The 17,105-nt window shown below is 43.8% G+C and carries 12 protein-coding genes; 11 read left to right on the top strand and 1 reads right to left on the bottom strand.

Translation table 11 applies throughout. The annotated features are described in order from the left end of the window. Positions 1–167: 167 nt before the first annotated feature. From AB6D58_RS02690 to AB6D58_RS02655, 8 genes are all read left to right on the top strand, one after another. A complete protein-coding gene (locus AB6D58_RS02690; protein WP_017062126.1) occupies positions 168–1,709 on the top strand; it encodes a DUF3360 family protein in 1,542 nt (513 codons plus the stop codon). A 307-nt stretch (positions 1,710–2,016) separates the two neighbouring features. Further along, the gene (pflB, locus tag AB6D58_RS02685) at positions 2,017–4,293 is read left to right on the top strand and encodes a formate C-acetyltransferase (RefSeq protein WP_017062127.1); all 2,277 of its coding nucleotides are present in this window, start codon (positions 2,017–2,019) and stop codon (positions 4,291–4,293) included. A gap of 200 nt (positions 4,294–4,493) precedes the next feature. After that, positions 4,494–5,495, top strand: coding sequence for a lipid A deacylase LpxR family protein (locus tag AB6D58_RS02680; protein ID WP_017063491.1), 1,002 nt, complete (start codon positions 4,494–4,496; stop codon positions 5,493–5,495). Positions 5,496–5,659: 164 nt separating this feature from the next. Further along, the gene (gene pflA, locus AB6D58_RS02675; protein WP_010437353.1) at positions 5,660–6,400 is read left to right on the top strand and encodes a pyruvate formate lyase 1-activating protein; all 741 of its coding nucleotides are present in this window, start codon (positions 5,660–5,662) and stop codon (positions 6,398–6,400) included. Positions 6,401–6,620: 220 nt separating this feature from the next. Then, positions 6,621–7,121 (top strand): YfbU family protein, encoded by a 501-nt coding sequence (locus AB6D58_RS02670; protein WP_017066932.1) that lies wholly within the window; start codon positions 6,621–6,623, stop codon positions 7,119–7,121. 543 nt (positions 7,122–7,664) lie between these two features. Then, the gene (locus tag AB6D58_RS02665; protein WP_048607448.1) at positions 7,665–9,599 is read left to right on the top strand and encodes a PrkA family serine protein kinase; all 1,935 of its coding nucleotides are present in this window, start codon (positions 7,665–7,667) and stop codon (positions 9,597–9,599) included. A 120-nt stretch (positions 9,600–9,719) separates the two neighbouring features. After that, positions 9,720–10,991, top strand: a complete 1,272-nt coding sequence (locus AB6D58_RS02660) for a YeaH/YhbH family protein (RefSeq protein ID WP_065676844.1) — start codon at positions 9,720–9,722, stop codon at positions 10,989–10,991. An 11-nt stretch (positions 10,992–11,002) separates the two neighbouring features. Beyond that, entirely contained in the window at positions 11,003–12,583 is a 1,581-nt protein-coding gene (locus tag AB6D58_RS02655) for a SpoVR family protein (protein WP_372156459.1), read from the top strand. Between the two features lie 192 nt (positions 12,584–12,775). On the opposite strand, the gene sohB is transcribed toward AB6D58_RS02655, so the two are convergent. Then, on the bottom strand, positions 12,776–13,837 hold the full coding sequence (sohB, locus tag AB6D58_RS02650) for a protease SohB (RefSeq protein WP_371713371.1): 1,062 nt from the start codon (positions 13,835–13,837) through the stop codon (positions 12,776–12,778). A gap of 142 nt (positions 13,838–13,979) precedes the next feature. Here sohB and AB6D58_RS02645 point away from each other — a divergent pair, with 142 nt between their 5' ends. The 3 genes from AB6D58_RS02645 (at position 13,980) to AB6D58_RS02635 (ending at position 17,073) form a co-directional block, all read left to right on the top strand. After that, complete coding sequence (locus AB6D58_RS02645; RefSeq protein ID WP_050621848.1) at positions 13,980–14,720, top strand: YciK family oxidoreductase; 741 nt, start codon at positions 13,980–13,982, stop codon at positions 14,718–14,720. A gap of 154 nt (positions 14,721–14,874) precedes the next feature. Further along, on the top strand, positions 14,875–15,582 hold the full coding sequence (gene imuA, locus AB6D58_RS02640; RefSeq protein ID WP_372156458.1) for a translesion DNA synthesis-associated protein ImuA: 708 nt from the start codon (positions 14,875–14,877) through the stop codon (positions 15,580–15,582). Positions 15,583–15,585: 3 nt separating this feature from the next. Further along, a complete protein-coding gene (locus AB6D58_RS02635) occupies positions 15,586–17,073 on the top strand; it encodes a DNA polymerase Y family protein (protein ID WP_372156457.1) in 1,488 nt (495 codons plus the stop codon). Positions 17,074–17,105 lie beyond the last annotated feature (32 nt).

The following is a 17,105-nucleotide window of genomic DNA, read 5'->3' as shown; positions in this document are numbered from 1 at the left end:
AAGGCATTAAAAATGCCAAACATTTCTTTTAACTTAGCTGCATAAAGCACAGCAAAACCGTGCAACATAATGTTAATGAGTTATAACTAAGAAATAACGCAATTACGCAATTACGCGAACTTATAGAATTCAATTTTAGAATTACTAACAAAAAATATGAGGAATCTATGTCAGACGTTGTCAATAATGCGAACTCTGAAGTAGAAGAGAAAAGCTATAAAGAGCTACACCGTCCTGCTTCTGAATTTGAGAGCCGCTCAGATTATCTAGATCACGAACTTCAAATCATGAAGCCTCGCCGCTTCGGTTTAAACCTTCCAGGTCGTGACTTCCGCTTTGAACTTGAAGATCTTGTTCCTGCACTTGCTGGTACTATTGGTATCATTGCGATGTACTCTGCAGTAATGATGTCGTGGGCTGATGGCCTAACTCAAGCTTGGGATCACGTAAACCTAGGTAAAGACTTCGCAATTGAAGTCGCTCGTGTAGAAATGCTTATTCCTGCACTACTGTTTTGTATCCTTGCTTCTGGTTTCTTTAACCCTAAAGCAAACCTTGCCGGCAACCACGGCCCAATGATCCCTCTTATCGGTACCATCGCTCTCGCTGGTGCTCACCCTCTTGCATTGGCCATCCTGATCGGTGTGTTCGGTCTCATCCTAAGTTTCCTAAAAGGCGGATCTAAACTTGTTAACCTAACTTCTGAAGGTACAGCAGGTGGCTTGCTCATATTCTTAGGCTTAACCGGTACCATGAGCCAAATCAACTCAATTCAAGCATGGGCGGTTGGTCTTCAATCTTCTACTGTTGAAGCGGGTAGCATGGGTTACGTGGGTCTTATCGTTCTTGCTATTACTATTGCTATCTACGCTTTCTTAGCAAAAGTGAACAAGCGTTGGTTAGCTATTCCAGTTTGTGCGTTTACAGGCCTTGCTATTGCATTAGCATTAGGCGCTGGTTTCGATATCGTGTTCGAAACTGAAATGGGCATTCCAAACCTAAACCCAGTTTACTGGTGGGGTTCGACTTCTGAAGGTTGGATGCTTGGCTTGCCAAATGTTGAGCACTTCATCGCTTCGCTACCGTTCGCTATTCTTGCAGTAGCAATGTGGTCACCAGACTTCCTAGGTCACCGTATCTTCCAAGAGCTGAACTACCCTAAACGTTCTGAAAAAGTTCTGATGGACGTAGATGACACAATGACGATGTGTTCTGTTCGTCAAATGGTCGGTACTGCAGTAGGTGGTGGTAACATCACATCTTCTTGGGGTACTTACATGATCCCAGCAGCAATCGCGAAACGTCCAATCCCTGGCGGCGCAATCTTGCTTGGTTCTCTATGTATTATTGTTGCGATTCTTGGTTTCCCGATGGACGTAGCAGTCTGGCCACCAGTGATGCGTGTTGCGCTACTTGTAGGTGTATCTCTACCTCTACTTGAAGCAGGTATGCAAATGGTTAAGGATTCAAAAGATTCTCAAGCGGCTGGTATCTGTATCTTTGGTTCAGCGGTTGTTAACCCAGTATTAGCATGGGCACTAACTATGCTTCTTGATAATAATGGTCTAATTGGTGATAAAGAGCGTGCAAAGCGTCTATCATTTGTAGATAAGATTGTTATCCCTGTTGGCGTTTTAGTTATCTGTCTAGTGGCAATGCTTGCAGTTGGTATGCTAGAAGGTCAGTATGGTCTAAAAGCTTGGCTATAATAGTCCTTACTACACAAAAGTAGTATTGGGATTAAAAAAAAGTTTGGGTGGCAACCCCTGCCACTCAAATTTTTTCAACTTTTTTTGGCATTTATTGATTTAGTTTAAGGTTTGCAGAAATTTTTTAGCGTAGTCTTGAATACATAGAGTAAAGACAACATATAAAAGGTAGTGACAATATATATAACCATATGATGCTTATATGCTCATATATATTGTTATTAATAAGAGTGTACTACCCTTACGAGGGGCGCTGGCTCAACAGTGTTAATGTACGTATTTTTTCTACTAAAAAGGTAGGTATGTCATGGCAGAGCAATTTGCTAAAGCTTGGGAAGATTTTGCTGCAGGTGAGTGGCAAAGCGAAGTAAACGTTCGTGATTTCATTCAAAAGAACTACACGCCGTATGAAGGCGACGAGTCTTTCCTAGTTTCTGAGGGTACTGAAGCAACTAACAAGCTTTGGTCTTCGGTAATGGAAGGTATCAAACAGGAAAACGCAACTAAAGCACCTGTAGACTTCGATACTTCTGTTATCTCTACCATTACTGCTCACGATGCAGGTTACATCGAGAAAGATCTTGAGACTATCGTTGGTCTACAAACTGAGAAGCCACTAAAACGTGCAATCATCCCTAACGGTGGTGTACGTATGGTTGAAGGTTCTTGTAAAGCATACGGTGAAACTCTTGACCCAATGGTTTCAAAAATCTACTCAGAATACCGTAAAACACACAACGCTGGCGTTTTCGATATCTATACTCCTGATATCCTAAAATGTCGTAAGTCTGGTGTTCTGACTGGTCTTCCTGATGCTTACGGCCGTGGTCGTATCATTGGTGACTACCGTCGTGTTGCACTTTACGGTATCGACTTCCTAATGAAAGACAAGCAAGCTCAGTTTGCTTCTCTTCAAGAGCAATTCGAAAACGGTGAAAACCTAGCAGAAACAATGCAACTGCGTGAAGAGATTTCTGAGCAACATCGTGCTCTAGGTCAAATCAAGCAAATGGCTGAGAAATACGGTTTCGATATCTCTGAGCCAGCTCAAACTGCTCAAGAAGCTATCCAGTGGACTTACTTCGGCTACCTAGCTGCTGTTAAATCTCAAAACGGTGCTGCAATGTCTCTAGGTCGTACTTCGACTTTCCTAGACATCTACATCGAGCGTGATATCGCTGCTGGCAAAATCACAGAAGACCAAGCACAAGAAATGATCGACCACTTCGTAATGAAGCTGCGTATGGTTCGTTTCCTACGTACTCCTGAGTACGATGAGCTATTCTCTGGCGACCCAATCTGGGCAACAGAGTCTATGGGTGGTATGGGTATCGACGGTCGTACGTTAGTAACGCGTTCGAACTTCCGTTTCCTAAACTCTCTATACACTATGGGTCCTTCTCCAGAGCCAAACATCACTGTTCTTTGGTCTGAGCAACTACCTGACGGCTTCAAACGTTTCTGTGCGAAGGTATCTATCGATACTTCTTCTATCCAGTACGAAAATGATGACCTAATGCGTCCTGACCTTGAGTCTGATGATTACGCTATCGCTTGTTGTGTATCTCCAATGATCGTTGGTAAGCAAATGCAGTTCTTCGGTGCTCGTGCTAACCTTGCGAAAACAATGCTTTACGCAATCAACGGCGGTGTGGACGAAAAACTTAAGATGCAAGTTGGTCCTAAAGAAGCTCCAATGACTGACGCTGTTCTTGATTACGATAAAGTAATGGACCGTCTAGATCACTTCATGGACTGGCTAGCTAAGCAATACGTGACTGCACTAAACAGCATTCACTACATGCACGACAAGTACAGCTACGAAGCGTCTCTAATGGCTCTTCATGACCGTGACGTTCGTCGTACAATGGCTTGTGGTATTGCTGGTCTATCTGTTGCAGCTGACTCACTGTCTGCAATCAAGTTCGCGACTGTTAAACCAATCCGCGACGAAGATGGCATTGCAACTGACTTCGAAATTGAAGGCGATTACCCTAAATACGGTAATAACGACTCTCGTGTAGATGATATTGCTTGTGAACTAGTTTCTACGTTCATGAACAAGATCCGTAAGCTTAAGACTTACCGTAACTCTATCCCTACACAGTCAGTTCTTACTATCACGTCTAACGTGGTTTACGGTAAGAAAACAGGTAACACTCCAGACGGTCGTCGTGCTGGCGCTCCTTTCGCTCCTGGTGCAAACCCAATGCACGGTCGTGATGAGAAAGGCGCTGTAGCTTCACTAACGTCTGTAGGTAAACTACCGTTTGCTGACGCACAAGATGGTATCTCTTACACGTTCTCTATCGTGCCAAACGCACTAGGTAAAGAACAAGACAGCCAACGTGCTAACCTTGCAGGCCTAATGGATGGTTACTTCCACCACGAAGCTGGCATTGAAGGTGGTCAACACCTTAACGTTAACGTTCTTAACCGCGAAACTCTTGAAGACGCAGTTAAGCACCCTGAGAAATACCCTCAGCTAACAATCCGTGTATCTGGTTACGCTGTTCGCTTTAACTCTCTAACTGCAGAGCAACAAGCTGACGTAATCGCACGTACATTTACTGAGTCTCTATAAGCTCACGCTCAATAGACAGTAAATAATATTAGCCTCGCCAATGTGCGGGGCTTTTTTATATCTGAAATAAATCGCACTACACTCACCTATCCCGCGAAATGTTAGGTTGAGCAAAAAAGCACCCTGCCATTCACTTTTTTTCCACAAATTCTGTCAAATTACGGTAATATCGCGGTTCATAATTTAAGAGTAACTGCTCCATGAAATACCTGCGTTGTTTACCCCTGATTCTTCTCTCTTTCTCATCTTTAGCCTCTGAGCGTTCTACGTTAACTTTTGCTTTAGATAATGATGGTATTTTTGGTGTCGACCAAGACTATACCAACGGCTTATTTCTGGGTTACACATCATCAAGTATTACGCCATATAACTGGGTAAAACCATTGAGTCTTTCCTACTGGGGCGCAAGCTCTCTAGACAAGTGGGAAATCACCATTGGCCACAAGATGTATACGCCTTCTGACATTGAGTTAGAAACGCCATCGCCTAATGATCGCCCATACGCAGGTTACCTTCACACTGAATTCAATTACATCAGCTTAAACCCACAGCAAGCCCAGCGTTTTAATATCACGTTTGGTACTACGGGCGAACGTGCACTGTCTGAAGATGCTCAAAAGCTGGTTCACTCAATCACTAAGTCGGATGAGCCGATGGGTTGGGAATACCAAGTCGATGATGAATGGGCGGGAAGCGTTGGTTACCTAAGCCATTTCAACCTAATGCGTAATCAAGCTCTTGCGAATACTGACTACGAAATCTCTAACGTTTCTGAAATCAACGTCGGTAACTTTAGAAGTGACATTTCAACGGGCTTCATGTTTCGTTGGGGTACAGACTTAGGCGGTAACTTTGGTGCAGCTAACATCACCACAGAAAACCCATTCAAACCGGGCATGATCGGCGCATCAAACGCTGGTTGGTTTACCTATGCAGGCCTCGAAGGTCGCTACCGATTCAACGACCTGACTATCGAAGGCGATCGCTCAGGTGTTGATGAGTACGCTAATAAAAACAACGAAGATCCAGCGATCTACGATGTGACTTTAGAGAACATTCAAGCAACTGCTGTATTGGGTGTCGCTTGGTATAACCGATACGTTGGTGCCTCTTTAGCGCTAACCGCAAAAACACCGGATTACGAAGAAGCGAAAGAGTCAGTGTACACCACTGGCGGTATCACAATGTTTGCTTTCTTCTAGCCACCAGTAAGGGCTTTCGTCCTTTACTTTTCAAGTTTAATAAAGGCAATCATCTTCACAGGTGGTTGCCTTTATTTTTAAAGGTCTCGTTACCATTTGACCCTATTTTATGTACCGTTTTTGTAATAAAATAAACGGTATAAATTCCTCTACGAGAATAGCTCATGTCTACAACTGGTCGCATTCACTCATTCGAATCTTGTGGTACTGTCGATGGCCCTGGTATCCGCTTTATTGTGTTTCTTCAAGGCTGCTTAATGCGCTGTATGTACTGTCATAACCGTGATACATGGGATCTTCATGACGGAAAGGAAGTAACGGTCGAAGAGATCATCAACGAAGCAAAATCATACCGTCATTTCATGAAAGCATCGGGCGGTGGTATCACCTGTTCTGGTGGTGAAGCGATGCTACAACCTGAGTTTGTTCGTGACTTTTTCCGCGCAGCTCAAGCTGAAGGCATCCACACTTGTCTTGATACTAATGGCTACATTCGTAAGCACACTGAAGTGGTTGATGAAGTCCTAGAAGCCTCAGATCTAGTTATGTTGGATCTTAAGCACATGCGAGATGAGATTCACCACGATTTCATTGGTGTATCAAACAGACGTACTCTGGATTTCGCACGCTACTTACACAAAATCGGTAAGAAGACGTGGATTCGTTATGTGATTGTCCCTGGCTACACGGACACACCTGAAGATGCTCATCTGCTAGGCGAATTCATCAAAGACATGGATAACATCGAGAAAGTAGAACTGCTTCCATACCATAAGCTTGGTGCACATAAGTGGGAAGCACTTGGTTTTGACTACCCTCTTGAAGGTACAAACCCGCCAAGCAAAGAGAAAATGGACGAGATTGTTGCTGTTCTTAGCCAGTACCATTCAAACGTAAAATACTAATCTAGACTGACGTTCATAGTGATTTCAAGCGCCTCAATTTCGATTGGGGCGTTTTCTTTTCGAGCCAAACAATCCTTTCACTTTTCTTTACAACTTTTGTTTATCAATTCAAAAAATCATATTAAATCCGTGTTGAGATCATGTTTCCACTCGTAGGAATGCTGTTACTCTTACTGCAACAAAAGAATACAACATTTAGTTTTTTAGTGAGGCTCCTCCCATGGAAATGACCAATGCTCAGCGTCTAATTCTATCAAATCAATACTACCTAATGTCTCAAATGGATCCTGAGAACTCCGCTAAATACCAACGTCTACAAACGATTGTAGAACGTGGTTACGAACTCCAAATGCGTGAGCTTAACAAAGAGTTTGGTTGTTTGACTGAAGCAGAATGTCGCGAAATTATCGACATCATGGAGATGTACCATGCAATGCAAGAGTCGAACAAAATGCTTGCAGAGCAAGAGCGTGCTGAAGTAGACCAACGTCGCCTGCAGTTCTTAGGTTTTGATATCGCTTCTGAAGCGCAGATCGTACACTACGTGCGTTTCCTTGTTGATTCTGAAGGTCTTTACCCTCAATTCGACAAAGCCGATCACCACTTCAATAGCCAGATGCCAATGCTAGAGAAGTACCGTCGCATGCTAACAACATGGCGCAACTGCCCTCGTCAGTACCACCTATGTGCGACAGAGCTATCTCAAATCTTTAGCGCTTAATTCGTTAATAGATCAGCGATAACTTTTAAAAAGTTTCAAGAAAAAGGGTTACTCATCATGAGTAACCCTTTTTTTATTCGAATCACTTGAACTAGAAAACGCAAGCAGCGTCAAATAACGCAGTAACCTTCTAGAGTATCAATTTACCATTTCAAACATAATGAGAATCAATAACGACTTTTTTGATAAACCATTCTCACATTCTCTTGTTATTTTCTGATAGCCAAGCGCATTAGACCGTTCATCATGCAAGATTATCAATAAGGCTCGGCTATGTATCTAACATACATAAATCCAGCACGGGTATTATTAAGCAACCTAAAATCTCAAAACAAACGGCCAGATCCCCTCGAATGTAAAATAATTTGATTCTACGCGCCTCAAGTTGCCTATTGCGCTCGCCACGTTTTTCACACGCAAAATTGTAAATAAATACATAATTGTTAAGCAAAATTGTGGAAGCGGGTCTAACCTTAAAATGTAGGGAGAGCCTATTTTTCAATCGCTCGTCAGTTTTGACTGGTTAACAAGGGGAATGTGACTATGAGTATCTTTGACCACTATCAATCACGTTATGAAGCAGCCAAGGAAGAAGAGCTGACATTGCAGGAGTTCTTAGGGCTGTGTAAAGACGATAAAAGTGCTTACGCTAATGCTGCCGAGCGCTTATTACTAGCCATTGGCGAACCAGAGGTTATTGACACTGCTCAAGACCCTCAACTGAGTCGTATTTTCTCGAACCGTGTCATCTCACGCTACAGCGAATTTAAAGATTTCTACGGTATGGAAGATGCGATTGAACAGATTGTTTCTTACTTAAAACATGCTGCGCAAGGTTTAGAAGAACGTAAACAAATCCTTTACCTACTTGGCCCTGTGGGCGGTGGTAAATCTTCTCTCGCTGAAAAACTCAAAGCCCTGATGCAGAAACTACCAATCTATGTATTGTCTGCTGACGGTGAACGAAGCCCAGTAAACGATCACCCATTCTGTCTATTCGACGTTAACGAAGACGGCGACTTATTGAAGAACGAATATGGCATTGAGAAACGCTATCTTCGCTCAATTATGTCTCCGTGGGCAGCGAAACGTCTACACGATTTTGGCGGTGATATTTCCAAATTCAAAGTCATCAAACTGCGCCCTTCTATCCTCGATCAAGTTGCGATCGCGAAAACAGAGCCTGGTGATGAAAACAACCAAGATATCTCATCTCTTGTTGGTAAAGTAGATATTCGTAAACTTGAGCACTTCTCTCAAGATGATCCTGATGCCTACAGCTACTCTGGTGCGCTATGTAAAGCTAACCAAGGTGTTATGGAATTCGTGGAGATGTTTAAAGCGCCAATCAAGGTATTACACCCACTACTAACGGCCACACAAGAAGGTAACTTCAACGGTACCGAAGGGCTTTCTGCACTGCCATTTGACGGCATGATTCTGGCTCACTCGAACGAATCCGAGTGGCAGACCTTCCGTAACAACAAAAACAACGAAGCCTTCCTCGACCGTGTGTACATTGTAAAAGTCCCTTACTGTCTGCGCGTCTCTGAAGAAGTTAAGATCTACCAAAAACTGCTTGAGCACAGTGAGCTATCCAAAGCCCCTTGTTCGCCAAGCACACTCGATCTGCTATCGCAATTCAGTATCTTATCTAGACTGAAAGAGCCTGAGAACTCGTCTCTGTTCTCAAAAATGCGGGTTTACGATGGTGAGACTCTAAAAGACACCGATCCAAAAGCGAAGAGCTACCAAGAGTACCGAGATTATGCGGGTGTTGACGAAGGAATGTCTGGGCTATCAACGCGTTTCGCCTTTAAGATTCTGTCTCGAGTATTCAACTTCGACCAAGCCGAAGTGGCCGCAAACCCAGTGCACCTGTTCTACGTTATTGAGCAGCAAATCGAACGTGAGCAATTCCCTCAAGAGACCGCTGAGAAATATCTAGAGTTCTTGAAGGGATACCTAGTGCCACGTTACGTAGAGTTCATCGGTAAAGAGATTCAAACTGCTTACCTAGAGTCTTACTCTGAGTACGGTCAGAATATCTTCGACCGCTATGTAACCTACGCAGACTTCTGGATTCAAGACCAAGAGTACCGCGATCCAGAAACAGGCCAGCTATTTGACCGTGCATCTCTAAATGGTGAGCTAGAGAAAATAGAGAAAACAGCCGGTATCAGTAACCCTAAAGACTTCCGAAATGAGATTGTTAACTTTGTGCTTCGTGCCAAGGCGAACAATAACGGTCAAAACCCAGTTTGGACCAGCTACGAGAAACTGCGCACTGTGATTGAGAAGAAAATGTTCTCTAACACCGAAGAACTGCTTCCTGTTATTTCGTTCAATGCTAAGACCTCAACGGATGATCAGAAAAAACACGACGACTTCGTTGCTCGTATGATGGAAAAAGGCTACACCGAGAAACAAGTTAGACTGCTATCTGAGTGGTATCTAAGAGTTCGTAAATCCTCATAAACCAAACTGTATTGAGCTGCTCACGTGAGCAGCTCGTACAAACCAATAACTCTTATATCCTAATAACTCTTATACACTAATAAAAAGTAGGATCGTGACATCAGCTGAGAGGGAGTTCTTATGGCACAATTTATCGATCGGAGGCTCAATGGCAAGAATAAGAGTGCTGTAAATAGACAGCGATTCTTACGACGCCATAAAGAGCAAATCAAAGAATCTGTGGCCGATGCAGTCAACCGACGTTCAATCACCAATACTGAAACTGGTGAAGACGTTACTATTCCTCATAAAGACATCAAAGAGCCAAGCTTTCACCAAGGTCAAGGCGGCGTAAGAGAACGTGTCCACCCTGGTAATGATCAGTTCATCACTGGCGACAAAATTGAGCGCCCTAAAGGTGGCGGTCAAGGTGGTGGTTCTGGCCAAGGCGATGCAAGCCCTGATGGCGAAGGCCAAGATGAATTTACCTTCCAAATTTCAAAAGATGAGTATCTTGATATTCTCTTTGAAGATTTAGCTCTGCCTAATCTAGAGAAAAATCAGGTCAACAAAATCACCGAATGGAAAACCCACCGCTCTGGTTACCAAAGTGCGGGGATTCCATCCAACATCGCTATTGTTCGTTCACTGCAGCAATCTCTAGCTCGTAGAACCGCGATGACGGCAGGTAAAAAGCGCGAGCTTAACCTACTGATGGAGCAACTTGACCAAGTTAAAATGACGGAACCGGCACAACCCTTCGAAGAAAGTCGCTTAAAAGAAGAGATTGCCGAGCTACGCAAAAAAATTGAAAACGTGCCATTCATTGATACCTTCGACTTACGTTTTAAAAACTATGAGAAGCGCCCTATTCCATCTAGCCAAGCGGTAATGTTCTGCTTGATGGATGTGTCCGGCTCAATGGACCAAGCTACCAAAGACATCGCAAAACGCTTCTACGTGCTGCTTTATCTGTTCCTAAACCGCACCTACGAAAACGTCGATGTTGTGTTTATTCGTCACCATACTCAGGCTAAAGAAGTCGACGAGCATGAGTTTTTCTACTCCCAAGAAACCGGTGGCACCATCGTTTCTAGTGCACTGAAACTAATGAAAGAAATAGTTGCAGATCGCTACCCAGCTAATGAGTGGAACATCTATGCAGCACAAGCCTCTGATGGCGATAACTGGGCTGATGACTCTCCTCGTTGTAAAGAGCTGCTGGTGAATACGCTTCTGCCAACTTGCCAATATTACTCTTACATCGAAATAACACGCCGCTCTCATCAAACGCTTTGGCACGAATACGAAAAACTCGAGAGTAGCTTCGACAACTTCGCAATGAAAAACATTAAGACGGTGGATGATATTTTTCCTGTGTTTAGAGAACTGTTCCAGAAAGAGACAGCGTAAGGGGGCTTACCATGACAGCGAAATCAAACGTTGCAGAGAAATCAAACATTGCCGATAGAGACAAGGCTACACAGAAAAAAAACGACAAGATGCTGCCTGATGGTCCAGATTGGACGTTCAACCTATTGGAGAAATATCACGTCGAAATTAAGCGTGTGGCGCAGCATTACCGTTTAGATACTTATCCGAACCAAATTGAAGTGATTACTTCAGAGCAGATGATGGATGCATACTCAAGCATTGGTATGCCTATCAATTACAACCACTGGTCTTTTGGTAAAAAATTCATTCAAACCGAGCAAAACTACAAGCATGGCCAAATGGGCTTAGCCTACGAAATTGTGATCAATTCAGATCCTTGTATCGCTTATCTGATGGAAGAGAACACGGTAACGATGCAGGCTCTGGTAATGGCTCACGCTTGCTACGGCCACAACTCTTTCTTTAAAGGCAACTACCTGTTTCAAACCTGGACAGACGCCGGTTCCATCATCGATTACTTGCTGTTCGCTAAGAAGTATATCAGTGGTTGTGAAGAGAAATATGGCGTCGCTGAGGTTGAGCAGCTCCTTGATTCTTGCCATGCATTAATGAATTACGGCGTAGACCGATACAAACGTCCTGAGAAGATTTCCATTGCTGAAGAAACCGCAAGGCAGGAAGAGCGAGAGGCTTACCTACAATCTCAAGTCAATGAGCTGTGGAGAACTGTGCCTAAAAATCAAGACAAGGAAAAAGAAACCAAAATCCGCTTTCCTAGCGAGCCTCAAGAGAACATTCTTTACTTTATCGAGAAGAACGCACCACTGCTTGAACCTTGGCAGCGTGAGTGTGTTCGTATCGTTCGCAAGGTAAGCCAGTACTTCTACCCTCAGAAACAAACTCAAGTCATGAACGAAGGCTGGGCAACCTTCTGGCATTACACCATTCTTAACCACCTTTACGACGAAGGCTTGGTGAGTGATAAGTTCATCTTAGAATTCCTACACAGCCATACCAGTGTCGTCGCACAACCTGCCTACAACAGTCCTTATTTCAGCGGGATAAACCCTTATGCGCTTGGCTTTGCGATGTTTAGAGACATCCGACGCATTTGTGAAGAGCCAACCGATGAAGACAAAGAGTGGTTCCCTGAACTCGCCGGAAGTGATTGGTTAGAGGCAGTGCACTTTGCAATGCACAACTTCAAAGATGAAAGCTTTATTAGCCAATATCTTTCTCCAAAGATCATTCGTGACTTTAAGCTGTTTTCAGTGCTTGATGATGACCGAAAAAACACCATTGAAGTAAGTGCTATACATGATGACCCGGGCTATCGCCTGATTCGTGAGAAGCTTGCGGCGCAATACAATCTCAGCAACCTTGAACCCAACATTCAGGCGTTCAATGTAGATGTACGCGGCGATCGTTCAATGACACTCCAGTATGTGCCTCATGACCGTATCCCGCTTGATAAAGGCTACGACGAAGTGATGAAGCATCTCTATCGCTTGTGGGGCTTTGATGTGATTTTGGAAGAGCTCAAAGATACGGGTCATAGAGAGATTCTGACGACTTGTCCAAAACGTAATGACTATGGAGCCAAGATTTAATACCAATCGCAGTTCATCGGTGATGGCAATAAAACTCCGCTCCCCCTACACCATAGTGGTCAACCCGCTCGGAAGTGGAGCAATAAAAAAGCGCATAAGTCTGATGACTTATGCGCTTTCTTTTTAAGGCTCAAACGTCTTTAAATAGACGTGAGCCACTAAAGCTAGAGCTAGAGCTAAAACTGAATAAACTTAAACAATTGGCTTTTGGCCGCGTTCAATCAGTTTCATCAGCACGCTGTCTGCAGATTTGCCTGCCACGCCCGCTAGTTTGTCTGAAAGCTTTTTCTTCTGTACGTAGTGAATCGCTAGAACCGTTTTGTTCTTACATGCCTCTACGACTAAATCATCAGAAGTGCAGATCTCATCCACCAGCCCAAGTTCATGTGCTTGCGTGCCAAACCAGTGTTCGCCAGTTGCTACTTTTTCAAGATCTAACGCAGGACGATGGTCACGAATGAAGTCTTTGAATAGGCCATGTGTCTCTTCTAACTCTTCTTTGAATTTCTCACGTGCTTTATCGCTGTTCTCACCAAACATGGTTAATGTACGTTTGTACTCACCTGCCGTTAGCTGTTCGAACTCGATATCGTGTTTCTTCAGCAGTTTATTGAAGTTTGGCAATTGAGCGATAACGCCAATAGAGCCAACAATAGCAAAAGGTGCAGATACGATTTTGTCTGCGATACATGCCATCATGTAACCGCCACTTGCTGCTACTTTGTCTACCGAGATAGTCAGAGGCAAACCTGCTGCTTTGATACGATCAAGTTGAGAAGACGCCAAGCCATAGCCGTGAACCATGCCACCGCCAGACTCAAGCTTAAGTAATACTTCATCGCCTTCACGAGCCACAGCCAGAACCGCCGTTACCTCTTCACGTAATGAAGCCACTTCTTTAGCATCAATGCTGCCGTTAAAATCAAGAACGAATAGATGTGGTTCACGCTTGCTATCAAGCTCCCCCTCTTTCGCTGCTTTCTTCACTTCTTTACCGCGTGATTTTACTTTCTCTTTTTCCGCTTTCTTTTCTGCTTTATCACGGGCTTTGATGAAAGCATCGTCGTGTAGATGGTGCTCTAATTGTTCAATCGTCTGTTTATGGTGTTCAGATAGGTTCGTGATTTCCAGCTCACCTTTAATCGCGCTTGATTTCCCACCCACAGATTTAGCAATCACTAAAATTGCGATGATGGCGATTACAATGGTCGCAATCTTGGCTAAAAACAGGCCGTAGTCCAACAAAAATTCCAATGTCATATCCCCTATTGTATGAATTAGTGTATTGTAACCATCTTGTCACGATTACCAAGAATTTCTCATCATTCCTGCGGTTATCTGTGTGATTAAACATCAATGGAATGACGAACATAATAAAGAAAGAAGGATAAGCACAGTGGATTACCCAATCTCTACAGATGCCCTCAAAGATAAAGTAATTTTGGTTACAGGTGCCGGTGCTGGCATTGGTCGCCAAGCTGCACTAAGCTTCGCTCAACATGGCGCAACTGTCATTCTGTTAGGCCGCAATGTAAAAAACCTAGAATTCATTTACGATGAAATCGAAAGCGCTGGTTACCCGCAGCCTGCAATTATCCCATTGGATTTAAAAGGCGCGACAAAACAGAACTACGTTGATATGGCTGAAACCATTGAATCGCAGTTCGGTCGTTTAGACGGTCTACTTCATAACGCTGGCGTTTTAGGTACTCTGAGCCCGTTTGAGCAGATTGATGAAGAAACCTTTGATGATGTTATGCAGATCAATGTGAAGTCTGAGTTCTTGATGACTCAAGCACTACTGCCTGCACTTAAGAAAGCAGAAGCGGGTCGTATCGTATTTACCTCTTCAACGGTTGGTCACTCTGGCCGTGCATTCTGGGGCACTTACGCAATTTCTAAGTTTGCTACCGAAGGTATGATGCAAATCCTAGCGGACGAGCTTGAAGACACAAATATCCGTGTTAACGCAATCAACCCAGGTGGCACTCAAACACGTATGCGTGCAAAAGCGTACCCTGGAGAAGATGCGAATAAGCTAAAAACGCCACTCGACATCATACCGCTGTACCTACACTTAATGAACCCAAGTGTGACGGACATTAATGGCCAATGTATCGATGCTCAACCTAAGTAGTTGATATTATAACCAATCGTAAAAAGTCGCTTTAATAGCGGCTTTTTTTGTATCTAAATCAAGCACCTAAAACTTAGTTCCTCTGATTTTCATCATTTTGCTTTGCATCTTTTTCATTGTTAAATATACTGTACAAATATACAGGTATTTAATTATGCATGAACTCATAAAAAACTTACAAGACCGCCAGCTAATCTGGAAAGGGCTACAATCAACAACGCTAGGAAGTACCACTTCTACAGGCTATCCGCAATTGGATAAACAGCTTGATGGTGGCTTTCCGACACACGGCGTTATTGAAGTTGAATCACAGCAAGGGATCGGTGAACTTCGCCTTCTTACGCCCTATTTAGCTCAGAAAAACTCGCAAAAACTGGCCATATTCATTAACCCGCCAGGGAAGATTTGTGCCGAGTTTTTTAGCAGCCAAGGCATTGAATTAGAGAACATTCTCATTATCCAGCCGCAACGCGAACTCGATGCGTTGTGGGCGGCTGAGCAGTGCCTCAAAAGCGGCGCTTGTCACTCTGTATTGCTATGGGGAGCCGATCTAGAAATCCACCAAACCAAGCGCTTACAAGCAGCCAGTGAAACGGGCAAGTGCCTGCAGTTTCACTTTAAAGCCACCAGCCATAATCAACTATCCCTACCCGTTTCTTTGAGCATGAAGCTGTCTTCTCACGCCCAAGGATTGAAGGTAGAGGTAACAAAAAGAAAAGGCAGTTGGTCATATGGCAGCTTTATTCTCGATATGACCCACAATTGGCCGTTACTGACAGAAAAAGTCATCAGCATCGACAGTTCACATCATAATCTGTCAGATAATACTGTGTTGGCCTTCCCTATTGCGAAGCAAGGTTAGCGCATGCTGTGGCTTTATCTGCACTTTCCATCTCTGCAGTTGGATACCTTGTTTAATTCTGAGCTATCTAACTCCGAGAAAGTTCACTCTAATGAAGAGTCACACGAGCAACCTATTCTCATCGTGGATGAAAAAGATCACCGTGTGCTGCAAGCTAACCAAGCTGCTCTACAATCGGGAATTTCACTTGGTATGGGGCTAGGGTCTGCGGCGGCGCTTTGCCATAACTTACACGTCCACCCTTACAGTATTGAGCTAGAAAAAAGCAAGCTCAAAGAGATCGCTCAATGGGCGTATTTGGTCACTTCTGACATGGCTTTACTACCACCGAATGGTTTGTTGATTAAAGCTTCTAATATGCTGTCACTTTACGATGGGCTAGATAACTACTGGCATGAGCTCAAAAGTCATTTAGAAACGCTCAATATCCAGTTCAGCTTCGCGACGGGTTACTCGCCACTTTCTGCGATCCTTTTGGGCAAGCAATCCATCAACCAAGTCACTAATAATGTTGAGCAAATGAAAGCATGGGTTAATCAACAAGTATTAAGTTCCAGCGAGCTGCCAACTAAGCAAGTGGAGCGTCTGAACCGCGTCGGCATTAACTTAGTGGATGACCTATTGAAACTGCCTTTGCAAGATGTCGCACGTCGCTTTGATATCGACTTGGTCAATTATGTTGGTCGCCTTAACGGACAGTTCAAGCACCCGATTGATTTCTATCATCCACCGGAGAATTTTCAGCAATATCTCGAGCTATTGTTTGATATTGAAAACATCCTATTTATCGAAAAGCCGCTGCTGAAATTGTTGAATCAACTGGAATGCTTTTTGAAGCTACGTGACCGAGTAGCGTTTGAATTAACGCTGATTCTGCATCTTAGGGATAAAGACGATCATCCTGTCTCTTTCTATTCGGCACAAGGTGATTACCTTGCTGAAAAATGGGCAAGCCTTACCCATCTAACTTTAGAGTCACTAAAGCTCACAGCACCGGTTCAAGGGCTGACTCTCTCTTTGATTCGTCATGGAGAACCGCAAGTCGCCTACCATGATCTTTTCGATGGCAATACAGGAACACTTGCCGCGTTAGATTTGATCTCATTACTGCAAGCTAAATTAGGGCAAGCCTGCATTCAAACACCGAAAATACAGCACGACCCAAGACCAGAGAAGGCCAACCAATATTTACTACCGACACTGGGGAATACGGTAAAAAAGGGACAAATTTCCCAAGATATCGCGCAACAAACTATGACAGCTTCCAACATCAACCAACAGCGACTCAGGCCCAGTATTTTACTACCAGAGCCCGAAGCCTTAACCGAAAGCGTCACCTTATCTCAGGGCCCTGAGCGTATTGTTTCTGGGTGGTGGGATGGCGAAAAAATCATTCGTGACTACTTTATTGCTCACAGTGAAAACGGTCGATGGCTATGGGTCTTTAGAACGCCAAATAAACAGTGGTTTTTGCACGGCTTATTTAGCTAGTCAGCAAGAAAATTTAGTTAAGTCGCACGTTC

Origin of the sequence: Vibrio sp. 10N.239.312.D08 (genome assembly GCF_041466145.1) — a bacterium.
GTDB classification, from domain to species: Bacteria; Pseudomonadota; Gammaproteobacteria; order Enterobacterales; family Vibrionaceae; genus Vibrio; species Vibrio crassostreae_C.
The sequence above is the reverse complement of the archived record's forward strand: the minus strand, read 5'-3'. Positions and strand labels throughout refer to the sequence as shown.

Coding starts and splice junctions, on each gene's coding strand:
- AB6D58_RS02690 (WP_017062126.1), top strand. CDS start 168: ATGTCAGACGTTGTCAATAATGCGAACTCTGAAGTAGAAGAGAAAAGC.
- pflB (WP_017062127.1), top strand. CDS start 2,017: ATGGCAGAGCAATTTGCTAAAGCTTGGGAAGATTTTGCTGCAGGTGAG.
- AB6D58_RS02680 (WP_017063491.1), top strand. CDS start 4,494: ATGAAATACCTGCGTTGTTTACCCCTGATTCTTCTCTCTTTCTCATCT.
- pflA (WP_010437353.1), top strand. CDS start 5,660: ATGTCTACAACTGGTCGCATTCACTCATTCGAATCTTGTGGTACTGTC.
- AB6D58_RS02670 (WP_017066932.1), top strand. CDS start 6,621: ATGGAAATGACCAATGCTCAGCGTCTAATTCTATCAAATCAATACTAC.
- AB6D58_RS02665 (WP_048607448.1), top strand. CDS start 7,665: ATGAGTATCTTTGACCACTATCAATCACGTTATGAAGCAGCCAAGGAA.
- AB6D58_RS02660 (WP_065676844.1), top strand. CDS start 9,720: ATGGCACAATTTATCGATCGGAGGCTCAATGGCAAGAATAAGAGTGCT.
- AB6D58_RS02655 (WP_372156459.1), top strand. CDS start 11,003: ATGACAGCGAAATCAAACGTTGCAGAGAAATCAAACATTGCCGATAGA.
- imuA (WP_372156458.1), top strand. CDS start 14,875: ATGCATGAACTCATAAAAAACTTACAAGACCGCCAGCTAATCTGGAAA.
- AB6D58_RS02635 (WP_372156457.1), top strand. CDS start 15,586: ATGCTGTGGCTTTATCTGCACTTTCCATCTCTGCAGTTGGATACCTTG.